The organism is Candidatus Bathyarchaeota archaeon (assembly GCA_026014745.1).
Classification (GTDB): domain Archaea; phylum Thermoproteota; class Bathyarchaeia; order Bathyarchaeales; family Bathycorpusculaceae; genus Bathycorpusculum.
In genome coordinates this window covers 355,152-376,911 of record JAOZHS010000003.1, presented here as the reverse complement: position 1 = coordinate 376,911, position 21,760 = coordinate 355,152, and the positions used below count along the sequence as shown (strand labels likewise).

General features: G+C 46.3%; 21 protein-coding genes. 16 read left to right on the top strand and 5 right to left on the bottom strand.

Features of this window, described 5'->3' with window-relative positions; translation table 11 throughout:
* The first annotated feature begins 75 nt into the window (after positions 1–75).
* From NWE92_13120 to uppS, 3 genes are all read left to right on the top strand, one after another.
* Positions 76–1,002 carry a hypothetical protein gene (locus NWE92_13120; protein MCW4030573.1) on the top strand — a complete coding sequence of 309 codons (927 nt, stop codon included), beginning with the start codon at positions 76–78 and terminating at the stop codon, positions 1,000–1,002.
* A 35-nt stretch (positions 1,003–1,037) separates the two neighbouring features.
* Positions 1,038–2,324, top strand: a complete 1,287-nt coding sequence (locus NWE92_13115) for a DUF373 family protein (GenBank protein ID MCW4030572.1) — start codon at positions 1,038–1,040, stop codon at positions 2,322–2,324.
* 91 nt (positions 2,325–2,415) lie between these two features.
* A complete protein-coding gene (gene uppS / locus NWE92_13110; GenBank protein ID MCW4030571.1) occupies positions 2,416–3,198 on the top strand; it encodes a polyprenyl diphosphate synthase in 783 nt (260 codons plus the stop codon).
* 482 nt (positions 3,199–3,680) lie between these two features.
* Here the strand turns inward: uppS and NWE92_13105 are convergent, their stop codons facing one another.
* A complete protein-coding gene (locus tag NWE92_13105) occupies positions 3,681–4,064 on the bottom strand; it encodes a hypothetical protein (GenBank protein MCW4030570.1) in 384 nt (127 codons plus the stop codon).
* A gap of 184 nt (positions 4,065–4,248) precedes the next feature.
* Between NWE92_13105 and NWE92_13100 the strand changes: the two genes are divergently transcribed.
* Positions 4,249–4,377 (top strand): hypothetical protein, encoded by a 129-nt coding sequence (locus tag NWE92_13100; GenBank protein MCW4030569.1) that lies wholly within the window; start codon positions 4,249–4,251, stop codon positions 4,375–4,377.
* A gap of 69 nt (positions 4,378–4,446) precedes the next feature.
* Positions 4,447–6,027 carry a hypothetical protein gene (locus NWE92_13095; GenBank protein ID MCW4030568.1) on the top strand — a complete coding sequence of 527 codons (1,581 nt, stop codon included), beginning with the start codon at positions 4,447–4,449 and terminating at the stop codon, positions 6,025–6,027.
* A gap of 228 nt (positions 6,028–6,255) precedes the next feature.
* Here NWE92_13095 and NWE92_13090 read toward each other — a convergent pair whose 3' ends face one another.
* Complete coding sequence (locus NWE92_13090) at positions 6,256–7,479, bottom strand: redox-regulated ATPase YchF (GenBank protein ID MCW4030567.1); 1,224 nt, start codon at positions 7,477–7,479, stop codon at positions 6,256–6,258.
* 191 nt (positions 7,480–7,670) lie between these two features.
* On the opposite strand from NWE92_13090, the gene NWE92_13085 reads away from it, so the two are divergent.
* The 10 genes from NWE92_13085 to NWE92_13040 all read left to right on the top strand — a co-directional run bounded on the left by NWE92_13085 (position 7,671) and on the right by NWE92_13040 (position 17,829).
* Positions 7,671–8,273: a PadR family transcriptional regulator gene (locus NWE92_13085; protein ID MCW4030566.1), complete on the top strand. Its 603-nt coding sequence runs from the start codon at positions 7,671–7,673 to the stop codon at positions 8,271–8,273.
* On the top strand, positions 8,270–9,277 hold the full coding sequence (locus tag NWE92_13080) for an ATP-binding cassette domain-containing protein (protein ID MCW4030565.1): 1,008 nt from the start codon (positions 8,270–8,272) through the stop codon (positions 9,275–9,277). Before NWE92_13085 ends, NWE92_13080 begins: the two co-directional genes overlap by 4 nt.
* Positions 9,274–10,116: an ABC transporter permease gene (locus NWE92_13075; protein ID MCW4030564.1), complete on the top strand. Its 843-nt coding sequence runs from the start codon at positions 9,274–9,276 to the stop codon at positions 10,114–10,116. The genes NWE92_13080 and NWE92_13075 overlap by 4 nt, the downstream gene beginning before the upstream one ends.
* A 91-nt stretch (positions 10,117–10,207) precedes the next feature.
* Positions 10,208–10,909 carry an ABC transporter ATP-binding protein gene (locus NWE92_13070; GenBank protein MCW4030563.1) on the top strand — a complete coding sequence of 234 codons (702 nt, stop codon included), beginning with the start codon at positions 10,208–10,210 and terminating at the stop codon, positions 10,907–10,909.
* A complete protein-coding gene (locus NWE92_13065) occupies positions 10,906–12,204 on the top strand; it encodes an ABC transporter permease (GenBank protein MCW4030562.1) in 1,299 nt (432 codons plus the stop codon). Before NWE92_13070 ends, NWE92_13065 begins: the two co-directional genes overlap by 4 nt.
* 81 nt (positions 12,205–12,285) lie before the next feature.
* Positions 12,286–12,732, top strand: coding sequence for an NUDIX domain-containing protein (locus NWE92_13060; protein MCW4030561.1), 447 nt, complete (start codon positions 12,286–12,288; stop codon positions 12,730–12,732).
* 251 nt (positions 12,733–12,983) lie between these two features.
* Positions 12,984–14,936: a hypothetical protein gene (locus NWE92_13055; GenBank protein MCW4030560.1), complete on the top strand. Its 1,953-nt coding sequence runs from the start codon at positions 12,984–12,986 to the stop codon at positions 14,934–14,936.
* A 2-nt stretch (positions 14,937–14,938) separates the two neighbouring features.
* Positions 14,939–16,864: a hypothetical protein gene (locus NWE92_13050; protein MCW4030559.1), complete on the top strand. Its 1,926-nt coding sequence runs from the start codon at positions 14,939–14,941 to the stop codon at positions 16,862–16,864.
* A 148-nt stretch (positions 16,865–17,012) separates the two neighbouring features.
* Positions 17,013–17,300, top strand: coding sequence for a PRC-barrel domain-containing protein (locus NWE92_13045; GenBank protein MCW4030558.1), 288 nt, complete (start codon positions 17,013–17,015; stop codon positions 17,298–17,300).
* 88 nt (positions 17,301–17,388) lie between these two features.
* Positions 17,389–17,829 (top strand): fasciclin domain-containing protein, encoded by a 441-nt coding sequence (locus NWE92_13040; protein ID MCW4030557.1) that lies wholly within the window; start codon positions 17,389–17,391, stop codon positions 17,827–17,829.
* Between the two features lie 44 nt (positions 17,830–17,873).
* Here the strand turns inward: NWE92_13040 and NWE92_13035 are convergent, their stop codons facing one another.
* Positions 17,874–18,452 carry a QueT transporter family protein gene (locus NWE92_13035; protein MCW4030556.1) on the bottom strand — a complete coding sequence of 193 codons (579 nt, stop codon included), beginning with the start codon at positions 18,450–18,452 and terminating at the stop codon, positions 17,874–17,876.
* A gap of 239 nt (positions 18,453–18,691) precedes the next feature.
* On the opposite strand from NWE92_13035, the gene NWE92_13030 reads away from it, so the two are divergent.
* Positions 18,692–19,855 carry a hypothetical protein gene (locus NWE92_13030; GenBank protein ID MCW4030555.1) on the top strand — a complete coding sequence of 388 codons (1,164 nt, stop codon included), beginning with the start codon at positions 18,692–18,694 and terminating at the stop codon, positions 19,853–19,855.
* Between the two features lie 133 nt (positions 19,856–19,988).
* Here NWE92_13030 and NWE92_13025 read toward each other — a convergent pair whose 3' ends face one another.
* Both NWE92_13025 and pyrH read right to left on the bottom strand, forming a co-directional pair.
* Positions 19,989–20,822, bottom strand: a complete 834-nt coding sequence (locus NWE92_13025; protein ID MCW4030554.1) for a hypothetical protein — start codon at positions 20,820–20,822, stop codon at positions 19,989–19,991.
* A 182-nt stretch (positions 20,823–21,004) separates the two neighbouring features.
* Positions 21,005–21,679 (bottom strand): UMP kinase, encoded by a 675-nt coding sequence (pyrH, locus tag NWE92_13020; protein MCW4030553.1) that lies wholly within the window; start codon positions 21,677–21,679, stop codon positions 21,005–21,007.
* Positions 21,680–21,760: the final 81 nt, after the last annotated feature.

Here is a 21,760-nt window from a genome sequence, read left to right as displayed (position 1 = left end):
GAGAGCAACATCGTACACTAATTCATACTCTTAACTCGGGGGAGCGTAGCTACTCTGACAGAAAACCAAAAAACGATGAGCAACATAAACCAGCAGGTTGACAAGATTAAACAGCAAATCAGCGACGGCAACGCACAGATAAAAAAGGATATTGAGAAAAGAGATAACCTGCATGAAAAAGTGCGGAAAACCCGCGACGAAATCAACCAGATTAAAGTTGAGCGTGATAACCTAAACGAGAGGGTGAAACTACTTAAGTCTCAACGGGATGCCGTCCGCGCTAACATGACACCCATCAACGATGAAATGAAAACCATCAAAGACAAGATTGAGGAACTCAAGAAGAAGATTCCGCCCCGTGTTAGCCACCGTGAACTCCAAAAACAACTTGATGCTGTCGAATGGAAAATCTCCACAACCTCCATGGATGTGCGAGAAGAGAAAGAACACATTGAACAGGTCAAAGCCCTTGAAATTCAATTGAGCGGTTTTAAGAAAATTGACGTTCAATACAAGAAGCTCAAAGAGTTAATGGATCACCGTAAGAATTTTGATGTCCAAGCAGACGCCTACCACAAAGAATTAACTGAGCTAGCAAAGAAAAGCCAAGACCTACATGCTGCAATGCTTGAGAAAGTAAACGCCATGAAACGTGACAAAGCCGAAGCCGACTTGCTCCATCAAGCCTTCATTAAAAATAAGGAACAAAACAATCTTCTATACGCCCAAATGAAACTGCTAATAGCCCAATCCACAGGCATGCGCGCTAGCTTCCGTGAACAAAGCCAAATTCGCCGTAAAGAAGCCGACGCAAAATGGAAAGAAGAACAAGCTAAACGCAAAGAAGAACAAGAAAAGAAAGCCGTCAAAGAAAAAGAACTCAAAGAAAAAATTGGTACTCAAGCTAGAGAAAAACTGCAACGTGGCGAAGAAGTCAGTTGGGACGAATACCAATTAATGTTAGGCGACGAATCAGAGGCTGATGGGGAAACGCAAGCTTAAAGTTAAGTGGTAGTATAAAGGATTATGAGATATGGATGGCTAATAAGGAAACGCACGAGCAAACGCAAAAGCGTATCCTCATTTTATGTGTCGATAGAGATGGCGATCTAGAAGTTAAGGCAGCCATAAAAACGCCTCTTCTAGGCCGCACAGCCAACCTCGACGGCGCCGTGGCCCTCGCACTCAAAGACCCCGAGGAACCCGACGCCAACGCCATGTTCGAAGCCGTCCGCCTCTATGATCGCCTCCGCGACGAGAAGCAACCTCAAGAAGTTTTTGAAGTTGCCACCATTTCTGGCACTGAGCTTGGCGATGTGAGCGCTGACCGCAAACTTGTAGCGGAACTTAACTATTTGCAGGAAGCCTTCAACGCTAACGAAGTCATCTTGGTCTCTGACGGTTACTCGGATGAAGCTGTTTTGCCGTTGGTGCAATCGCGTGTGCCTGTTTCTTCAGTTCGCCGTATTGTCATAAAGCATAGTGAATCTATTGAGGAAACTGCAGCGGTTTTCACTAAATACGTTAAGCTGCTTGTTGATAATCCCAAATATTCCCGTATTGCGTTGGGGTTGCCGGGTCTTTTGGTTTTGATATTTGGGGTTCTTTGGGCGATTAACTATTTCATTCAAGGAGCCATTTACTGGTATGGCATTGCCATCGTTATTGTGGTGGGTGGTTTTCTGTTGCTCAAAGGCTTTGGTGTTGACCGTGCAACTCGGAACTTTTATCATTGGGCTAGAGATTATGACCCGCCGGCGTTGCCTATCCAAATTTCCAATTACACTGTCATAGCGGGCATTCTCTGTATTGCTGTTAGTGTCTATTTGGGTATTGCGAGTGTAAGCGGGAACGTTGCGCCCTTCCCCGTGGATGCGAGTGGATGGCTAAGTATTACGCCTCGTATTGCGACTTTCTTCATTAAAGGTATCGAACTCTACTTAGTGGTCGGTATTTGTATTGTTCTTTTGGGTAGAAGTATTCGGTTATACATTGAACGTGACTCACGGGTTCTGCGTAACGTTGCATTAATTGTTATGGTTGCGTGGTCTTGGTTTATTCTTGATGCAACCGCAAGTCTAATCATCCATTACTACCAGGATTCTGGTGCTGTGGTTGGGTTAAGTGATACTTTCTTCTCGAGTTTCCTATTCACTATAATCGTGGGCATACTCATCGGCGTTGCGTCGGTGCTGTTGATTTACATCATCAACCGTTCTGCGAAGGATTTCTTTAGAAAAACGGATAATGCCGATCTGGGGGCTAAGAAGCCTGAGGAGCCCACTTCTCCTCCAAATATCTTGGCTTCTTCTGGTGGCGGGTAGGGCAATCTTTAATTGAAACCCAACGCGACTTTACCTGTAGATATGCAATTGAGTCCTGTTAACATGCGAGGATCATTTAGTGCTTGAACGAATGCTTTCTGCCATCGGCGCGTACAGGTTGTACGAAAACTGGTTGTGGCATCAGGTTAAAAATGGAGTCAAACCCGAACACATCGCCATCATTTTAGATGGGAACAGGCGGTGGGCGCATGAGCAAGAAACTCAACCTATGCTTAAAGACAAGTGGGGTCACGGGGAAGGCGCCGACACCGTTGAGTTGCTTCTGGATTGGACGCATATGTTGGGCGTAAAATGTGTGACGCTCTATACGTTTTCTACGGAGAATTTTTCGCGGAAAAGTGATGAGGTTACTCAGATTATGGCTTTGGCGGAGGAGCGGTTCAAAAAGCTCATTAAAGATGAGCGGTTGCATCGGGATAAAATTCACGTAAAAGTTATCGGCAGAGTTAACATGTTGCCCGAGAGCCTCCAACAAATCATTGGCGAACTCGAGAAAGCAACAGAAAACTATGACGGGTACTTCTGGAACTTCGCCTTTGCCTACGGCGGACGCGCAGAAATCGTGGATGCGACCAAAAAAATCGCGCATCAAGTCCAAGACGGCAAACTAAAAATCGACGACATCACCGAAGCCACCGTAGAAAAATACCTCTACACCGCACACATGACCAAACAAGACCCCGACATGATAATCCGCACCAGCGGCGAAGAACGCCTAAGCGGCTTTCTGCTTTGGCAGGCGGCTTATAGTGAGTTGCTGTTTTTGGATGTATACTGGCCTGATTTTCGCTTTATCGATTTGCTTCGTGCGCTTCGAACTTTCCAGCATCGAAAACGCCGCTTCGGCGCCTAAAACAGGCGGTTAGGCGTGATACGCAAAACGCAAGCACCCCACGCCGCCTCTCCTCCCCCTATAGGTTTCTGCATACATCAACTATTAGGAGCCTAATAGGTTGGTGAAAAACGCAACCAAGAGCTATATTTCCGCTGTGACAGTTGCGTTTTCAATGAAAGCAAAAGAAAGCAATGAACAGCAAAATGCAAGCGGGCACTAGCATGGCCCAAACAAGTTAATCGCCCGTCACAAAAACCACGCCCCAACCAACCCTATAAGCAATTTCACCAAACAAAAAACAGAATAAAAAACAACCTAAACAACCAGTTAAAGTCTCGCTACTCATATAATCCTCCTAAAGGGCTGACCCCTCCTACTTTACAGCTAATGCACTACAGAGACATAATTAACTCGTAAAAATAAGCCGTCACTTCAGACTAATGATTTGAGAGCCTAAATGGGATAACAGGATAGGGTAAATCCCCAGTTGTATTAAGAAATTAATGATAAATTCTATGAACTCTGCCTTTTTGCCTGCCTACATACTTGGTTTTTTCTTGATTAACCAGTTTTTGCCATTCCCTGTTTGTATTGATAGAAAGGTCGCTTTCTAGGTTGGTGATTAGCTCTCTTAGCTGGTTATCAGAAAGAGATTCGATTCCGCTATTTCTTATGACATATAAAAAGAAATTGTTAGTAGTTTTGAGGGACCCTCTTTTCTTATCAAGAAGTGGTTTAAGTTTTTGGTATTGGTTTATCAAGTCTGCTCTACAAGCGTTAGACCAATGCGCTTTTGATTTTTCATAAATTGAAAGTTCTTGCACTGGACTTTTCGGGATTTTTTTGGCTAGCCGATTGCATTTTTGTGCCAATGTTTCCTTCAAAGGAATTTTCCCTTGTATTATTTCGCCTAAACTTGCTTATCTACCTGCCGACCTTTTACTAATTTAACCACTTGCCTCTTTCGTGATTGCTTTACATAATTTCTGAAATTAGTGCAAATATGTGAATCATGTCGGAGATTCCTAATAATTTATTCAACCAATCGGTCTTTTGAGGTGAGCTAACTTGACTGATGACAAAGACGACCGCGACAATCACTCAGACCAATGCAACCCCAATAACGACGCCTATTGGGAAAGTCGCGGATATGACGAAAGACCTGATGACTGGGAAGAACGCTCAGAAGATGAGTAAAAGCATGGGCAGCTTCCCTCCTTTCCCCCTTTTTTAAATACTTATAACGCGGATAAGAGGATGAAATAAATGGAATCAAGTAACGCTTCTAAAATATCGGACTTCCTTAAACTACCTGGCTATAGAATTCAGTATCGCCAAGTCATCTATACAGTTCAGAAAATTAAAGAACTGCCAGAAACTGAAAAAAATCAAACCTTCAAGATCATAAAAAACTACGTTCTTGAGAGCGAATTCCTTCAAAAAAGAGAGCTTGACTTTGGATTCTACCGATATGTCAAGAAAAGGATGATGTTACGAAAAGACTGGTTTAACAATCAGATAAGAGAAATAGGCTACTTGGTTTTGCTTGACCTTTTACATCCAGAAAAAGCTACTCCAACCAATTCTGCAAACAAGAAGCTCAAAAACGCTTCGCCAATAGCTTTTACGGAAAAATGGCTCGATGACCGCCAGCTTGAGCGAATTAGAGCCAATTATCCTGAAATCTTTTTCACCCCTCAAAGGGTTATTGTGAAAGGAAGGGGCAAGCGAAACAACAGACGAGAAAGACGATATTCCACAACTTTTAGTGATATGACAGAAATAACGGAGGCGGATCGTAGAATTGCATGGGAGTTCTTGGAACCTATCATTGCTATTAAGCTACCTTATGCGCCAATGGTAAGAGAAATCCAACAGTTCAATGCTCCGCTTAGACTCATTGACCCCGATGACATATTGGCGGTTCAAAGGTTCTCTGAGTACCTGAAAGTCTTTGAAGATATTATTGTAAAAAAGTTTGGTCTTCCGACGCGAAACGAGTGGCTGGTTGATAACATAAAACAACGCACTAGAGTCGTTGAAGGGATTTTCCAATTAGTTGAATGTGCAGTCGCCTTACGCTGGTATCGAACCATTAAGTCAGAAGATAAAAAGAAACGGTTGCTCAAAGAGAAGCATCCTTTAAAATTTACAAGACAAGACGCGGAGGTTGCCGTCAAAGAGAATTTCAAGTGGATAAGTGACCCCATAACTATTGCTGACTATGTTTTTAGAGCATCGGAGTCACTGGAGAAGATGGGCGAATACAAAGCTCAACTCTACTTGTTTGAGGCGTGCCTAAAACTTCCATTGTTGCCTTATGACAGAGGCCTTTGTTACCATAATATCGCTTGGGTTTATCGCTTGATGAAGATACCTCGGAAATTCCTTAGTAATCTTCAAACAGCACTGGCTACATTTGAGGGAATGAAGAGTGCATTTGACATAGCAATAACTTGGGCATTTATCGGTGAAGCATACCAGTTACTCAATAACCAAACCAAATCGAGTGAAGCAATAGAGAAAGCACAATTATTAATGGCTCAACCGCAACTTGATGACTATCAGAAAGTGCAAGCATACGAGTTCCTCTCAGACTGCTTCGCAAGAATGGAAAAACCAACATTAGAAAAAAACGCTGTAATTTGTGGGCTAAAAGCCGCTGCACGAATGGAGCAAGACCCCGGATATGGACTTTATTTTAACCAATATCTGCAGTTAATCGAAGATGGCGTAATCAGGTTACCTGAAGCCGCCGAGGAACTCACAAAACTAAGACCGCCGCATTTTAAATGGCACAAAGAGGAACCGAACACCTACATACCGATTTCACCTAGCGAAAAATAGACTATTTTGGCAGAGCCTGAATTTCTTGGTCGCCTAAACACGCATAATATCAAAAAACGGTCATACTATTCGGCGCTATTTTGGCAGTCGAAAAACTGTGGAGAAATAGTTAGGTATCCTTAAGGGTCTTTGTGAATTCAAGCTATTACTACCTCTTTGCTTTAATTGTTTTTTTAAGGTTCCTTGTAGGTGACTATGAGGCTGAGCTTCTTACGAGAGATGGGGTTTTTATGTTCTTTTTTGTGTGCTGACGATGCTGATGACGTCTCGGTTTTTTAGGATGGTGTCTTCGCCGATTCGGCGTTTGTCTTTGGCGTTTATGGCGTAGAGGAAGTTGTCGCCTAGTTCGGTGTGGATGATGTAGGCGAATTGGTGGGCTGTGGTGCCGTTGGGGACCAAGTAAGCGTCGGGTAGGACGCGCCCGTTGTGGTCGGAGAGGTGTTCGATGTCTTCTACGGGGTAGACGGCTATCATATCAAGCAGCTTATAGTAGGCGGTGTTTAGAGCGTCTTGGACGCCTGTGGAGCCGTTGACTTTGAGGATTTTCTCTTTGATTTGCTCGAGACCCTTGATTTGCCCCGCAGACAGCTTTTCGGGGTGGGTTATTTTGAAGTCGCCATCGCCGGGCTTATAATCAATTAAGCCCTTCTCTGCAGCACGTCGCAATGCGAGTTCGGCTTCGGCGGATGCGGGTATGACGATGTGGCCGAGCTGTTTGAGGCGTTCCACATTAGCCGCCGAGGTGGGCAAATCAATCTTGTTAGCCACAATCAGAAGCGGTTTAGAAATGCGGCGCAACTGGTCCACAAACCGATAAAAGTCCTCATCCGTCCACGTCGCGGGCTTATCAATACTCAACCCAGCCTTGCGCACAGCGTCGTTGACGCAGGTTTTTTTGATGCTTAGCCCGTTTAGGCGGTCTTCGAGGTGATGGGCGATGCCCTTCTTGTCCTGTTCCGCGGTGCGGGAGATGCGGGGCCAATCTTTTTTGAGGATGGTGACCATCCACATGGTGATTTCTTTTTCAAGGAACTGCACGTCTTCGACGGGATCATGCTCGCCTAGTTTGCAGCTTTTGCCCTCACAATCCGTGCCGCCTGAAGCGTCCACGATGTGGATGAGTGCGTCGGCGCGGCGGATTTCGTCAAGGAACTGGTTGCCCAAGCCGCGTCCTTCCCATGCGCCGGGGACGATGCCTGCGATGTCGATGAGTTCGATGGGGAGGAGGCGGGCGCCGTCGAGGCATAGGCTGTTTTTGGGGTTGTCTTGCACTTTGAAGTCGACGTGTACGCAGGGGCTGCGGACGTAGCCGACGCCACGGTTGGGTTTTATGGTGGTGAAGGGGTAGTTGGCGATTTCTGCCGCGGCTAGGGTGGCGGCGCTAAAGAAGGTGGATTTGCCGGTGTTGGGTTTTCCGACGACGCCTAAGAGTCGTGAATAGGAGCCTGGCATGAGTTTTCCTCTGTTCTTAGGCTATACTTGTTTGTCTAATAAATTATTGCATGCGGGTTGTTTTGATTGTTTATGTATTGTGTGTTTGGTGGCGGGGCGGTTTTGGTTTTTTTGTTTGAGTTTTGGGCTAAGCTTAAATATCACCATCGATATCACATGCGATATCAATAACGATATCAAAAGTGATACACATGGATAAAGAAGAAAGAAACCAATTCCGCGACGCCATGCGCCAAGAACGCCACATGATGTTCCACCGACGCAACTGGCTCCGCCACAACGCCATGGTCCCCAAGGGCTTCCTACGCTACCACGTACTCTCAGCCCTAAACGACAAACCCATGTCAGGCAGCGAACTCATGGACCAACTCCAAAAACAAACCGGAGGACACTGGAAACCCAGCCCAGGCTCCATCTACCCCCTCCTCGCCTGGCTACAAGACAACCAATACATCCAAGAACTCCCCCCCGAAAACGGACTCAAACGCTACCAACTCACCCAAAGCGGCAAAGAACTCCTCGAAGAACAAACCAAAATCCGCGAAAAATTCACCGCAGACGCAGGATTCATGGGCAGCCCCTTCTTTGACCACTTCTGCCACGAAGTCCCCGAAGAAAAAACCTGCCAAATCCGCACCTCCCTAAAACGCCTAATGGTTGCCTCGATGGCAATCGGCAAAACTCTAAGAGAAAACTACAGCGAAAAAACCCTTGACGAAGCCCTAAAAGTCCTCGACGAAGCCTCCGCCAAACTCGAAGAAATGAACAAACACCTCAAAGGCGAATCCCCGTGAGCCAAACAGAAGACGTCATAAAAGTTGAGGGACTCACCAAAGTCTACAACAATACCCTAAAAGCCGTTGACCACGTTGATTTTAGCGTTAAGAAAGGCGAAATCTTCGGGTTCCTTGGACCCAACGGCGCAGGCAAAACCACCACCATCAAAATGCTCATCACCGTCATTCGCCCCACCGAAGGCAAAGCCACCATATTGGGCGGTGACATAGCTAAACAAAGCATGGATGTCCGCGCAGCCATAGGCGTAGTCCCTCAAGAATACACCGCTGACGAAGACCTCACTGGCTACGAAAACATTCTGCTCTGCGCTGACCTCTACGGTATCCCCCGACAAGTCTCCAAGCGACGCGCCACTGAACTCCTTGAACTCGTCGAATTAACCGCGTTTAAAGACAAACGAGTGCAAACCTACTCGGGCGGCATGCGCAGAAGACTCGAACTCGCCTGCGGCTTGATTAATCGACCCAAAGTGCTCTTCCTCGACGAACCCACCCTAGGCTTAGATGTGCAGACTCGTGCGGCGACGTGGAATTATGTGAAGATGCTCAAAAAAGAATTCGGCATGACCCTGTTCCTAACCACCCACTACCTTGAAGAAGCCGACGCCTTATGTGACCGCATCGCAATCATTGACCACGGAAAAATCGTCGTCATCGGCTCGCCGTCAGAACTCAAAGACAGCCTCGGCGGCGACATCATCACGCTAAGCATCCAAAAAGACGAAGACATAACCGAGTTAATCAGCAAAGTCGAACACGTCAAAGAAGTCAAACGCGAAAACGGCGGCTACACCATCAAATCATCCAACGGCGAATTAACTGCGCCCCTAATAATCGAAGCCATACGAAAAGCAGGTCACGTAGTTACCAAACTCTCCCTCACAAAACCCACCCTAAACGAAGTCTACATGATGTACACAGGCAAATCGATGCGTGACGCTGAAGAATCGCGTGAAGGTGTTATGGCGCAGCGGATGACTATGCGGAGGGCTCATGCATGACCCAAGAAGAACAAGTCAACAAAAGCAAACTGCATGGTCTTTGGGCACTGACTAATCGTGAGCTCAAGAAGTGGTATCAGCAGCCTTTCGTATTCATCATGGGTATTATTCAGCCGATTCTGTGGTTAGCCCTACTGGGTAAAGCCATGAACTTAAGCGCCATGATTCCCAGCGGCATCCCCGGCGTGAACCAGCAAGCCATAATGATGGCGACGTTTGGCACAACCGATTACTTCAGCTTTATGGCTATGAGTATGGTTGCGTTCACGGTGGTCTTTACGACGGCGTTTACGGGTATGTCGGTGGTTTGGGATAAACGCTTAGGCTTCATGAACAAGGTTCTGAGCACCCCCGTGGCAAGGTCTACGATAATCCTCTCTAAGGTGTTCTCAGCCAGCATCCGCGCCATGTTCCAAGCAGCAATCGTAACCGTCATTGCCTACGTACTGGGGCTCCAGTTAGGAACCAACTTCAGTGCATTCAGCATTCTGGGTGTGTTCGCAATAGTGTTCCTCATAAGCGTCGGGCTCTCATCGCTATTCACTGCCTTAACTCTGCGAGCTACACGAATGGAGATGCCTCAAGCCATCTTCCAACTCATCACGCTACCGTTGATGTTTGCAAGCAGCGCCTACTTCCCCATCGACAAAATGCCCGAGTGGCTCCAATCCGTCGCAAGCGTAAACCCCATCAGCTACACCATCGACGCGATTCGTCGCCTCATGATATTTAGCGACGGATACACAGGCTTAGCCCTTGACTTCGCATTCGTCGGCGTCTTCGCCATCGTCGTCACAGCCATCTGCGTCGTGCTGTCATGGAGGTACCTAAACAAGTAAGGGAAACCACTTCCCTTTCCTTCTTTATTTTTTTGAGAGTTAACTAGCCTTTAAATAAAGCCCTTTATCAAGACTGATGGAAGGATAGAAAATGTCATCAAACTCGGTTCCTGTCGTTGAAGCAATCAACGTTAAAAAAACTTACATGCTGGGCAAGATCCCTGTGGAAGCCCTCCGCGGCGTGAACCTCCGAGTGGAAACCGGCGACTTCGTTTCCATTCTTGGTCCTTCAGGCAGCGGCAAATCCACTCTGCTCAACCTCATTGGTGCCCTTGACAAACCAACTGGAGGCAATCTGCTTATCGACGGCGTGGACATCGGTAAACTCAACGATAACCAACTCGCCGAGATCCGTTTACGAATCGGTTTCGTCTTTCAATTCTTCAACTTGATTCCCCGATTAACTGCACGTGACAACGTCGAATTAGCTATGTCCATAGCCAGCAAATCCAAAAGCCAGCGAAGACAACACGCCATCGAACTCCTTGAAAAAGTCGGGCTAAAAGACCGCATTAACCACAAACCCGCCGAACTCAGCGGAGGCCAACAGCAACGTGTCGCCATCGCGCGTGCTCTTGCAAATAACCCCAAATTCCTTCTGCTTGATGAACCCACAGGCAACGTGGATTCAAAAACCGCAAGCGAAGTTATTGCTCTAATCAAGAAACTCAACACTGAACAAAACGTATCCATCATAATGGTTACCCACGACGATAAATTGGCGCGGGAAGCCCGACGCACCGTGCAAGTGTTTGATGGGTCAATAACATCGGATATGGTGAACAAGAAATGAAGACGTTTGATATTTTCGGTTACTCCTTTAGCGCAATTCGCCTTCGTAAACTCCGCGCCGCGCTTACCACGTTGGGCGTCATAATTGGCATCGCCGCGATTGTGGCTTTGCTTTCTATAACGCAGGGTTTGCAGGCTACTATCACTAACCAGCTCAATCAGGGTCTATCTGCTGATACGCTCATTATTACGCCGGGTTCAAGCGGCGGTTTTGGCGCAGGAAACTCTGGGGCTGGCTCGGCTTTTGGCGGCGGAAGCACCGATAATTCAGGTTTCGCCCTTCACGTTAACTATACCGACCAGATAAACGCGTTGTCGCCTGACATTGTATCCTCAGTTGCAGTGATAACGCGCGGCGGATTCATAGAAACAGACAACCTCAACCGCAGCGTCACCGTCTACGGCGTCGATTACTCAACCTATGAGGAACTCTACAGCACCACCTTCATAGCAGCAGACGGAACCATACCCCAAAACCCCTCAAACCTAACTGCAGTGGTTGGCACACGTGTGAATGACCCCAGCCAAAACGGCACCCAATTCTTCCACGTCGGCGACCACATCAACATCACCTGGACAAACGCAACTACCCTGCCCCCAGTCAACGAAACCTACACAGCAGACGTTGCAGGCGTACTCCAAAAAATCGGCGGCTTCGGCATCGGCGGACCATCCGACACAGGCGTCTACATCCCGGTGCAGCAAGCTGAAGGCTTCTTTGGAAGCGACGAATGCGACATGATACTGGTCAAACTCGCCAACAGCGACAACGCAACCATAACCAACGTCACCAAAGACATAAACGACTACTTCGGTAACCAAGTCTCCGTCATATCCTCAACCGCAGTGCTGAGCCTGCTCACAACCGTCTTTAGCACCATCCAGTTATTCCTAGGCGGCATCGCAGCCATCTCACTACTCGTCGCAGGCATAGGCATCATGAACATAATGATAGTCTCCCTCATCGAGCGCACCAGAGAAATAGGCATCCTCAAAGCGTTAGGCATGAAAAGCCGCACCGTGCTAACCATCTTCCTTGGTGAATCCATCATCATCGGTTTGATGGGCGCAATAATCGGCATCGTCTTAGGCTGGGGTTTAGCCGTCGGCACCGCCCAAGTCTTAGGTTCAGGTATCATGGGCGGCGGCGGAGCATTTAGCATAGTCCCCATCTTGACACCCGAGGTACTCCTTGGAGCCTTAGCATTCGGCATCGGCGTCAGCGTCATCTTTGCGTTGTACCCCGCGTGGCGCGCCTCAAAACTCAAACCCGTAGACGCTCTACGCTACGAGTAAACGCCCCTCTTTTTATTTTTCATTTTTTCAACCTGTATATCTTTAAGTAGCCGCCGCCATAGCGTACGTGAGGTTTCTTGGATGAAGCGATTGTACCCTGACCAACCCGTTGTCGGCGTCGGCATAGTCGTAGTGCACGGCGGCAAAATCGTGCTCATCAAACGCGGCAACGAACCTGGCAAAGGCAAATGGAGTGTCCCCGGCGGCATTGTCGAGCTCGGCGAACACTTAGAGGACACTGTTATTCGAGAAGCCAAAGAAGAAACCCTCCTAACCGTAGACAGCCCCAAACTTGTCGATGTGGTGGACACTGTAGATCTTGATGAGCAGGGCAAAATCAAGTACCACTACATTATCGCCGATTATCTTGTGCAGGTTCGAGGCGGCGAGATAGGCGCGGCAAGCGACGCAGATGAACTCCGCTGGGTGCCCTTTGATGAAGTGGAAAGTTACGTGTTAACGGCGTCGTTTCGGCACTTCTTCCAACAAAACCGAGGAAAACTATCCCAAGCTGACTCCTACCCCTAAAACCACTGCAGAGTAGTCGCGTTTAGAAGTAGAACAAACGCATGTTTTTTTAGTCAAGAAATCTTTACTAAGGCTTTCTGCGGTTTGGTCAAACTTTATTGACTAAAAAATTTAAGAATACCTTATTTTTAAATTGATAGTTGCCTGCAGAAGTGATAAGTTGTGCGGTTACAAAAGGCTAACTTGAGAGTGGACCCGACCTTAAGCGCGTGCGGGCGCATGATTTGGAGTTTTCAAAGATGAGAAAGTTTATGCGTTTTGCTATTAATGCTGCCTTGATTATCACGTTGTTTTGTTCGTTTGTACTTGTCTCCACGGTGAAATCCTCTGGTTCAGAAGAAACGTCGAGATTGTGCTATGTTACGGCATCAGCTTCCGAGGGCGGCTCTATTATGCCTTCGGGAACCAGTCCCTACCCCTACCTGTCTGACGCTTTAGTCAAAATCACACCCTCCGAGGGAAACAGCATAAACGAAATAAGCATAGATGGTGGCAAACCCTTCCCTGCAACTCACTTTAGCAGCTATGAAAGACCCCTCAGTAGTAACAGTAAAAATATTCAACTTGTAACTGTTAACGGTCAAAGATACATTTTAGAGAATCTTTGGATCTACACCGCTATTGACATATATGAAGCGGATTCAAACTGGGTACCTACAGCAAAAATTTCGAGTTCTCCGATTGCAGTAGGCGATTTTTATGTCCCAACGTTAAGTCAAACCGTAAATGCTTCATCGCTGTTCCCCAACTGCATTATCACCATCGGAAATGACGGTAGAGGCAAAGAAGAGGGCGCAGGCTTTGTTGCACTCTATAACCTTACCTCAAACAGTTGGACCGTGGAAAGAAGTCTAAGCATTTTTTATGTTGTGAATATTTTTAACCCTTCAGGCAACGATTTAATTCTTGAAATTGCAGATGTGGATCATGGATTTGTAAAAACAACCACGGAGAATTTGTTTAATTCTCAATCGTGGGAGCTCGTTCGTCTACCCGAATCAGAAAGATGTTATCTGCACAATGACCACATAGATACTCGAATTATTTGCTTCAAGGGTTACCTATTTACACTTGATATTAACGCGCACTATCTTAACGGCAATAACAGTTTTAGCTGGTGCGTCTACAAGTACAATCTTGCCTGTAGCTCATGGGTCTCACCTGACCCTATTCTATACAACATTGATAACACCATCCCCTTGGCTGATAGCCTGTATGGTATGGCTATGGCTGATGAAAAAACACTGTTTTTGGTCGCCCCCTTTAGCAATGGCACATGGAGCATTTTCTACTCCACGGATGGTTCAACCTTTAAAACAATATCATCAGTCGCATCAGTGAACAACTTTAACGGTTACTCAAACGACCCTGACGCTGAATGCGCTGCGGCTTCAACCTTTGACGACAACGGCGATTACATACTTTTTGAAACCCAAACCGACCACGACAACAAAGGCTACATAGCAATACTTGATTTGAACGGAACAATCATCTACAAACAAACAGGATTTACAGCTCATTTCACGCAATCAGCCCAATGGTTAGAAGAAACAACTCCCGAGGGCAAAGCATTCATGATGGGTTCATCCTGCGCTGTCAGCCAATTCCCCGCGGTCATACGGAAACTGACAATAGAGTACGCGTCTAAACAGCCCTTCACGTTCACGTTTGACAACATCGCCGCCAACCACACCATAAACGCAACCTTTAACACTCCAACAACCCCGACGCCTACACCTAGTCCAACTGGAAACCAATTCTTGATTGAATCAAACAGCACAATATCCGCGTTGTCATTTAACGCAACTACTCCAGAAATCAGCTTTACAGTTAACGGAACATCAGGCACAACGGGCTATGTTAAGGCAACAATTAGTAAGACCTTTATGTCTAATGGAGAGAACATCAAAATCAACGTTGACGGAAACCCATGCAATTGTTCACTAGATTCAAACGATGACTATTGGATCATAATTTTCACGTACCAGCATAGCACACATCAAGTGAAGATTTTCCAGACGCAAAATAGTGGATCAGCTACAGATTTCTCTGCATATCTTCCTTACGTGTTAGCTGCAATCATCATAGCCTTACTTGGTTTTCTTGGGTTAATTATTTGGTCAACAAAACCAAAAGCGTCCCCAACGCCGAAGTATACCGCGAGGTTTTTTGAGCACAAAGAACGCATGATTTGGAGATTATGAACATGAAAAAAATTATGCATTTTGCAGTTAATACTGCCTTAATCATCACACTGCTTTGTACATGTGTATTTTTCTCCCCCGTTAACTCCTCAGGTTTAGAAGACGCGTTAGGGCCATATTATGTTACGGCATCGGCTGGTGAGGGTGGTTCTATTTCGCCTTCTGGGACTTCTTCTTACCCTTATTTGTCGGATGCTTCTTTCACAATAACGCCTTCGGCGGGCAACAGTATAAATGAGATAAGTATCGATGGCGGCAAACCTTTTCCTGCAACCCAGTTTAGCTTTAACCAAAGCTACATCAACAATAACATCAACAAAAATATTGAACTTTTCATTGTCAACGGCCAAAGATACCTTTTAGTAAATACTTGGATTCACACCCCTGTAACGATATATGCGGCAGACTCAAACTGGATGCCAACCACTCAAATCGCAGTCTCACCACTTGCCGTCGATTTCATCTATATCCCAACGCTAAGCAAAAACGTAACAGAATCTTCCCTGTTCCCAAACTGCATGGTTTTCTGTGGCAATCAACCTACTGATGAGAGCTTTATTGCACTCTACAATATGACCTCAAACAGTTGGATTTGGGAAACCGTTGCGAGTCTTCGTTTCATTACCGATGTTTTGAACCCCTCAAGTACTGATTTGATTATTCACATTGCGGATACCGATTTTCACGGATTTGCAAAAACAACTAAAGACAATTTATTTGATTCCAACTCTTGGGAATACGTTAGTCTACCCGCTTCTCAAACACGTTATCTTCAAAATGAATTCTTAGACACATCAATAACATACTTCAAGGGCTCCATATACACGCAAACAGCAAATGCGCAGTTTGGCGATACCGCTAGCACCTTTAGTTGGTGCGCATACAAGTATGATCTTGCCAGTAACGCATGGGCATCACCTGACCCTATCCTATCCAACATAGATCCCACGGTGCCCGGATCAGATGGAATCTATCCGAAAGTATGGGCAGATGACAACATACTGCTCTTGGTTGCCCCATTTAGCAACGGGACCTGGAGCATTTACTACTCCACCGATGGCTCCACCTTCAACGTAATATCTTCAGTTGCCTCCGCAAATAACTTCCAAGGTTATCAATCGCATCCCAATAGTGAATTATCTTGGGCTTCAACCTTTGACGGTAACAGCAACTACATACTTTTTGAAAGTACAACAGCCAATGATGCTGAGGGATACCTTGCAGTAATGGATTTGAATGGAACAATCATCTACAAACAAAAGGGTCTCACCGTGCATTACTCGCAGGCCACTCAATGGATGGAAGAAACAACTCCTGAGGGTAAAACCTTCGTGGTGGGTACAACATGCGATATCCACGAATACCCCGCAGTATTGCGAAAACTATCCATAGCATACCACTCTGACGAGCCCTTCACATTTACGTTTGACAACATCGCCGCCAACCATACCATTAATGCATCCTTCAACAATCCATATTCGCCAACGCCCACGCCGAGCCCCAGCCCAACCGATAACAAATTCTTAATCGAATCCAACAGCACCATCTCAGCGCTCTCCTTTAATGCAACAACCCCCGAGATCAGCTTTACCGTTAACGGAACATCGGGAACAACGGGGTATATCAACGCAACAATAAGCAAAAGCTTGATGCCTAACGGTGAAAACATCAAAATCTACCTTGACGGAAACCCCTACAACTACTCAATAACTTCAAACGATGACTGGTGGTTCATAACCTTCACCTACCAACATAGTACACACCAAGTAAAAATTGTCCAGTCCCAAGATAGCGGTTCCACAAATGATTCCTCTATATACATGCCCTATCTGTTAGCGGCAATCGTCGCTGCCTTGGTCGGTTTTCTGGCGCTGATTATTTGGTCCACAAAACAAAAAGAACCCTCAACGCCACCCAAACACAACTAGAGCGATGCTGTCAAGTTTTAAGATGGGCGCCCCTCATCAGGGTTACCCCGTTTACACTGCCTTAGTTTGCCGCGTTGTTTGTGGTTCACCGATGACACCACCATAACGATAAATACCCAAAGCCCCCCGCTTTTTCATGGTGAATTTTGTGGTAGATACTTCTAAGCTAATAGGAAAAAACATCATAACGACTGGCGGAGTAATCTTGGGAGAAGTCAAAGGCACCCACGTTAACACCAACACTTGGCAGCTTACCTATTTGCAGGTGAAGCTTTCCGCTCCCGCCTCAGAGATGTTGGGGTTCAAGAAGCGTTTTCGAAGCTCCATAGTGTGCATGCCCGTTTCGCTGGTTTCCGCAGTAGGTGATGTCATAACCATTGCGCGGACGCTACGTGATTTAAGCGAGAACCCTGAAATCATCGAGTGCCCCGAATAACAGCGTGTTTGAGAAAAAACAACGTTTATAGAACATACGTTGCATTATGTTGATGCGGTTTCTGTATCAATCTTGTGGAGGTGAAGTTTTGCCAGATATTGTAGACTCAGCAGTATCATTAGGCGTATTTAACACCCTTGTAGAAGCAGTCAAAGCGGCGGGGCTCGTTGAAACCCTCAAAAGCCCCGGGCCATTCACGGTTTTTGCACCCACTGATGAGGCATTTGCAAAGGTCCCCAAAGCCGACCTCGACGCGTTGCTTAAGAACAAAGAGAAACTCAAAGAAGTCCTCACATTCCACGTGGTGGAAGGCAAAATGATGGCGGCGGATTTGGCACAGCATGAATATCTGCAGGCGGTTTCAGGCGGAGAGTTGCGTATTGACGCGAAAAAGTGGCATCTGCACCGCAACATCAAAGTCAACGGAGCCAACATCATCACACCCGACTTAGTCGTAGACAACGGCGTCTGCCACGCCATCGATAAGGTGCTTATGCCCAAGATGGCTGTCGTAAGCGGAACAATGTGACCCTTACGGCATCATTAATCCTTCTTCCACAATTTTTTCTCGCGTTACTCAGCAGTAAGTATGTCTTTGTAGAGGAGCCCACGTTTGCTAACCGAGTTGTACGTTGCGGCTAAGATGACGCTGCCCAACGCAATCGCCCATAACGCATCAGTAAACGCAATCACCCACGCTGTAGGCAGAAACGGCGCCATATTCATCCACTCCAACCCCGCGGCTATGAGTACTCCGCAGATTAAACAGCCCAGAAGTGCTAAACCTGCAAATAACCCGACTTTTTTGATGCTTCTGAGGTCTGGTTTTTGGGTGGCGAGTTTGTTCCAGATGGTGTAGGGTAAATAAGCGATGAGGAAGTTGCCGACGAAACCGAAGATGCTTATGGGGCCGAGGCTGGCGGTTGAGGCGTCGTAGATTATGTTGCCGATTGCGGTTCCCCATGCGGCGGCGGGGCCAAACAGAAACGAGAAGGCAAGCGGGATGCACATGCCTACGCGGAGGTAGTCGGCGTTGCCTTGGAAAAACGTGAACTGCTGAAACGGATAAATCAACCCAAAATACAAAAGTGCCGTTAGTGCGGTGAAGGCGACCATTTTGGGTTTACTCCACATGGCTATGAGGTCTAGCATGCTGACTCGTAGGTAAGCAACGGCTCGGCAGCTTAAAAATTTTAAGCCCCTTGGAAAGCTTTGCGCAGAGGGCTATGTTTAGCCAAACAGTATTCGCGGGTTTGCTGCTTAGTCGAGAAACTTTTCTTAACAATCCTCTTCCCTCTGTGGGGAAATGGTGCCTATATAGAAAAACGGTTTGTTTTTTTCATATTGTTTAAAATAGTTAATGATGAGGTGCACAATAATGAGGAGAAGGTATGGATAAAATAAAAAAATTTGTTCTATCAACTTTGCTAATAATCTTCTTAACTTCAGGTTTTGCATCAGTTACACAGGTAAGTGCCGCAACAGGCCTGTATTATGATGGCTTTAACGACGCAACATCAGACGGCTGGCAAGACCGCTGGATTTTAGGCGACCTTGACGCCAACGGAAACACCATAGGCGATGTCCACGTTGATACAGTAAATCACCGCCTAATAGTTACAGTAACTGACTCCACTGTTACTCAAGATCCAGCTTGGGGCTTTTGGCTAAAACTCAAAGCTTCTGAAGATACCCTGCAGGGCAACTTTTTGCTCCAAATAAAATATGAACTCATCAACTGGGGCGGTTCAACCGTGCAACGTGTAGGTCTTGGACACGTAGCATCCGATGGAACCCACTGGTTATGGAATACGCATCAATCAGAGGGCGGACAAACCTTCTTTGTAGACGCATACGGCAGCTTTACAAACGTATCGCCACGACCAACCAGCACGGAAACATCAGGTCTATTACGTGTTATCCGAGATGGCGGAATCACTTCAGCATATTTCAAGGACGCATCACATGATTGGACATACATCGGCCAGTCAAACCAAGGCACAGACGATCTGTATGCCCAGTTTATGTTCTGGGGCGCTCGGCAGACATTTAGCGGCAAAAACTTCCAAGTAGCCTTCGACGACTTCTACGCCATTTCAGGAACAAACTTCATGCTCCCAACCATCCAGAGCTGTGATCAATTCGGCAACTTAAAGGACACCTTCAACCTCGGAGAGCCCGTTGCAGTAAAAGGAACCGGATACGACCCGCTAAAAACATACAACGTCTACTTGGTTGACGACACTGAGTGGACTGAAGGCATGTCTATTCCAAGCAGAGTCACTTCTACAACAAACACAATAACAACGCAAAGCGACGGCACCCTTGGCACACCAGTAATCTATTCTAATCCTGCACCTGGAAAATACGACATAATCATCGACGTAAACGCCAATGGACTATATGACAGCGGAATCGATACTTTGCTAAACAACCAAGTTGAAGTAACCGCAGGCATCTTTGTGTTACCCGAATACGCCTATGGCGCACTCCTAGCCTTAATCGCCTGTTTCGCTGCTTTCATTATAATAAAGAAACCAAGGTTGAACCGTTAGATAAAAAGCAACTCAGCAACGCGAACGTTACACTAAAGTCTAAGAAAAGAGGTCTACGAAAGACCTCGACTCTTTTTGTCCTGCCTGCGTCTCTATTTTTGTAGAGACTCTGTGTGTGCCTTTTTTGGGTTGCTTATTCTTTAGGTTTGAACTGGAATGTCACGGGCGGTTCTTTTATGCTCGGTATCGGTATCTTCACCGAATTTATCTCGGTTGAATCAAAGCCAATTTCAGGCATTCCAACGGTTATGCTTTGAATTTTCCAGTCTTTCTCCGCGGCCAAGTTTATGACTTTTCTAACGAAATCAAACATGCTTTCAAAGAGCTTTAGTCGGAAGGCATCAAATGCTTCGGATAGCCATTTGAAGGCTTCAATAAATTTTGAAACCACATTTTTCTTTAGCCACTCGCCGGCGTCGGACAATTTTTCTTTAAATTTTTTCCCAGCTTCACTGAAGAATTTTCCTGTGTCAGATATCACTTTTTCGAGACGCTTTTTGAGGTCCTCGAAAGGTTGCCCTATGATATCTACAATTGACTTAGACTGTTCAGGTCCCTTAAGGTTAGTGTTCAATTCATTGGCAATGTCAACCATTGTTTGAGAGGCGATTTTGAGATCAGACATCCAACCATAATAGCTAAATATTTCCGAGTTAGCTTGCTCAAAATTCGCTACTTCTGATGCTTTAGCAACTGCCTCTTCCGCTTTTCTAACAAATGGTTCCACGTCTCCTGTCTTTTCGGGCTGTTTTATGATGGCTGTTTGGCCGAGCGTTTTTATGTTTAAATTTATATCATAGGCTGCGAAAGGGCTTAGCGTTTTTTTGTCGGCCTTTGTGAATGCGTCCGCGATGCCGAGGAGTTCTTTGTATTCGTCCGTTTCTTCAGTTTTCTCTTCTTCAATGATTATCCGTTTTTTTACGTTTTTTAACTCGTTTGTGTAATCAGGGTATAATATACTTTCCAAAAATGTATTCCTCCAATACTAATACTGCTATTATTTTAATTGTGTATAAAAATTTTCTGTGTTGATATATCATTCACAATAAAATCGTGAGGTTGCCTTTCCAGCTTTTTATTTGTACTTTAACTAAGGGAGGGGTAGGTGCCTCTTCTAATAGGTCACCGCAAAGCTGGAACACTAAAGGGTTAGCTTATGACTGTGCCCACATTTTCGCCGCGTACCGCAGCCAACAAATTCTCCGGTTCAAACCCGCTGACCACAACCGTCTTGACCTGGTTGCGTCGTAGCACCTTGACGGCTTCAGGGTCAATGATTTGATGGATGCCCGCTTTGTGCTCGTTTTGCTCAAACACGCTGGCGAGTTCGTCGAAGGTGAGGTGGTCAAGTTTTACGGCGTCGGGGTATTTGCGGGGGTCCTTGTTGTAGACGCCTTTTTGGTCAGTGCCCTTTAGGAGCAGGTCGGCGTTGACGCGTTCGCAAACCAACGTCGCAACCGTATCTGTGGTGATGCCAGGCCTAAGCCCGCCCATAACAACCACTTTGTCCTCGTCAAAACCAGCAGCGGCTTCATCCAACGAGACCGCGACTTTGCTACACGCGATGTCGCCGAGTTTTTTTAAGAAAAGCTGCGCGAAAAGGCGTGAACAGGATATGGCGATTTCGTCTTGCGCGTTCATGTCGAGGTTCATGCTGCGGGCGATGCCGATGAATTCTCGGGCTAAGGCGCCGCCGCCAACCACCACCGCCACCTCATGTCCTTGCTGCTTGATGGTTTTTATGACGTCGGCGTATTTGCTGAGGAGTTCGGGGTTTATGGGGTTTGCGACGACAGAGCCGCCTATTCGCACAACGATACGCATTAGAGTCACCTAATTGGGTTAGCAATGCGGTTTAGAGTTAAAAATCTTTAATATTGCAACCGCTCAGTAGAAGGCAAACTT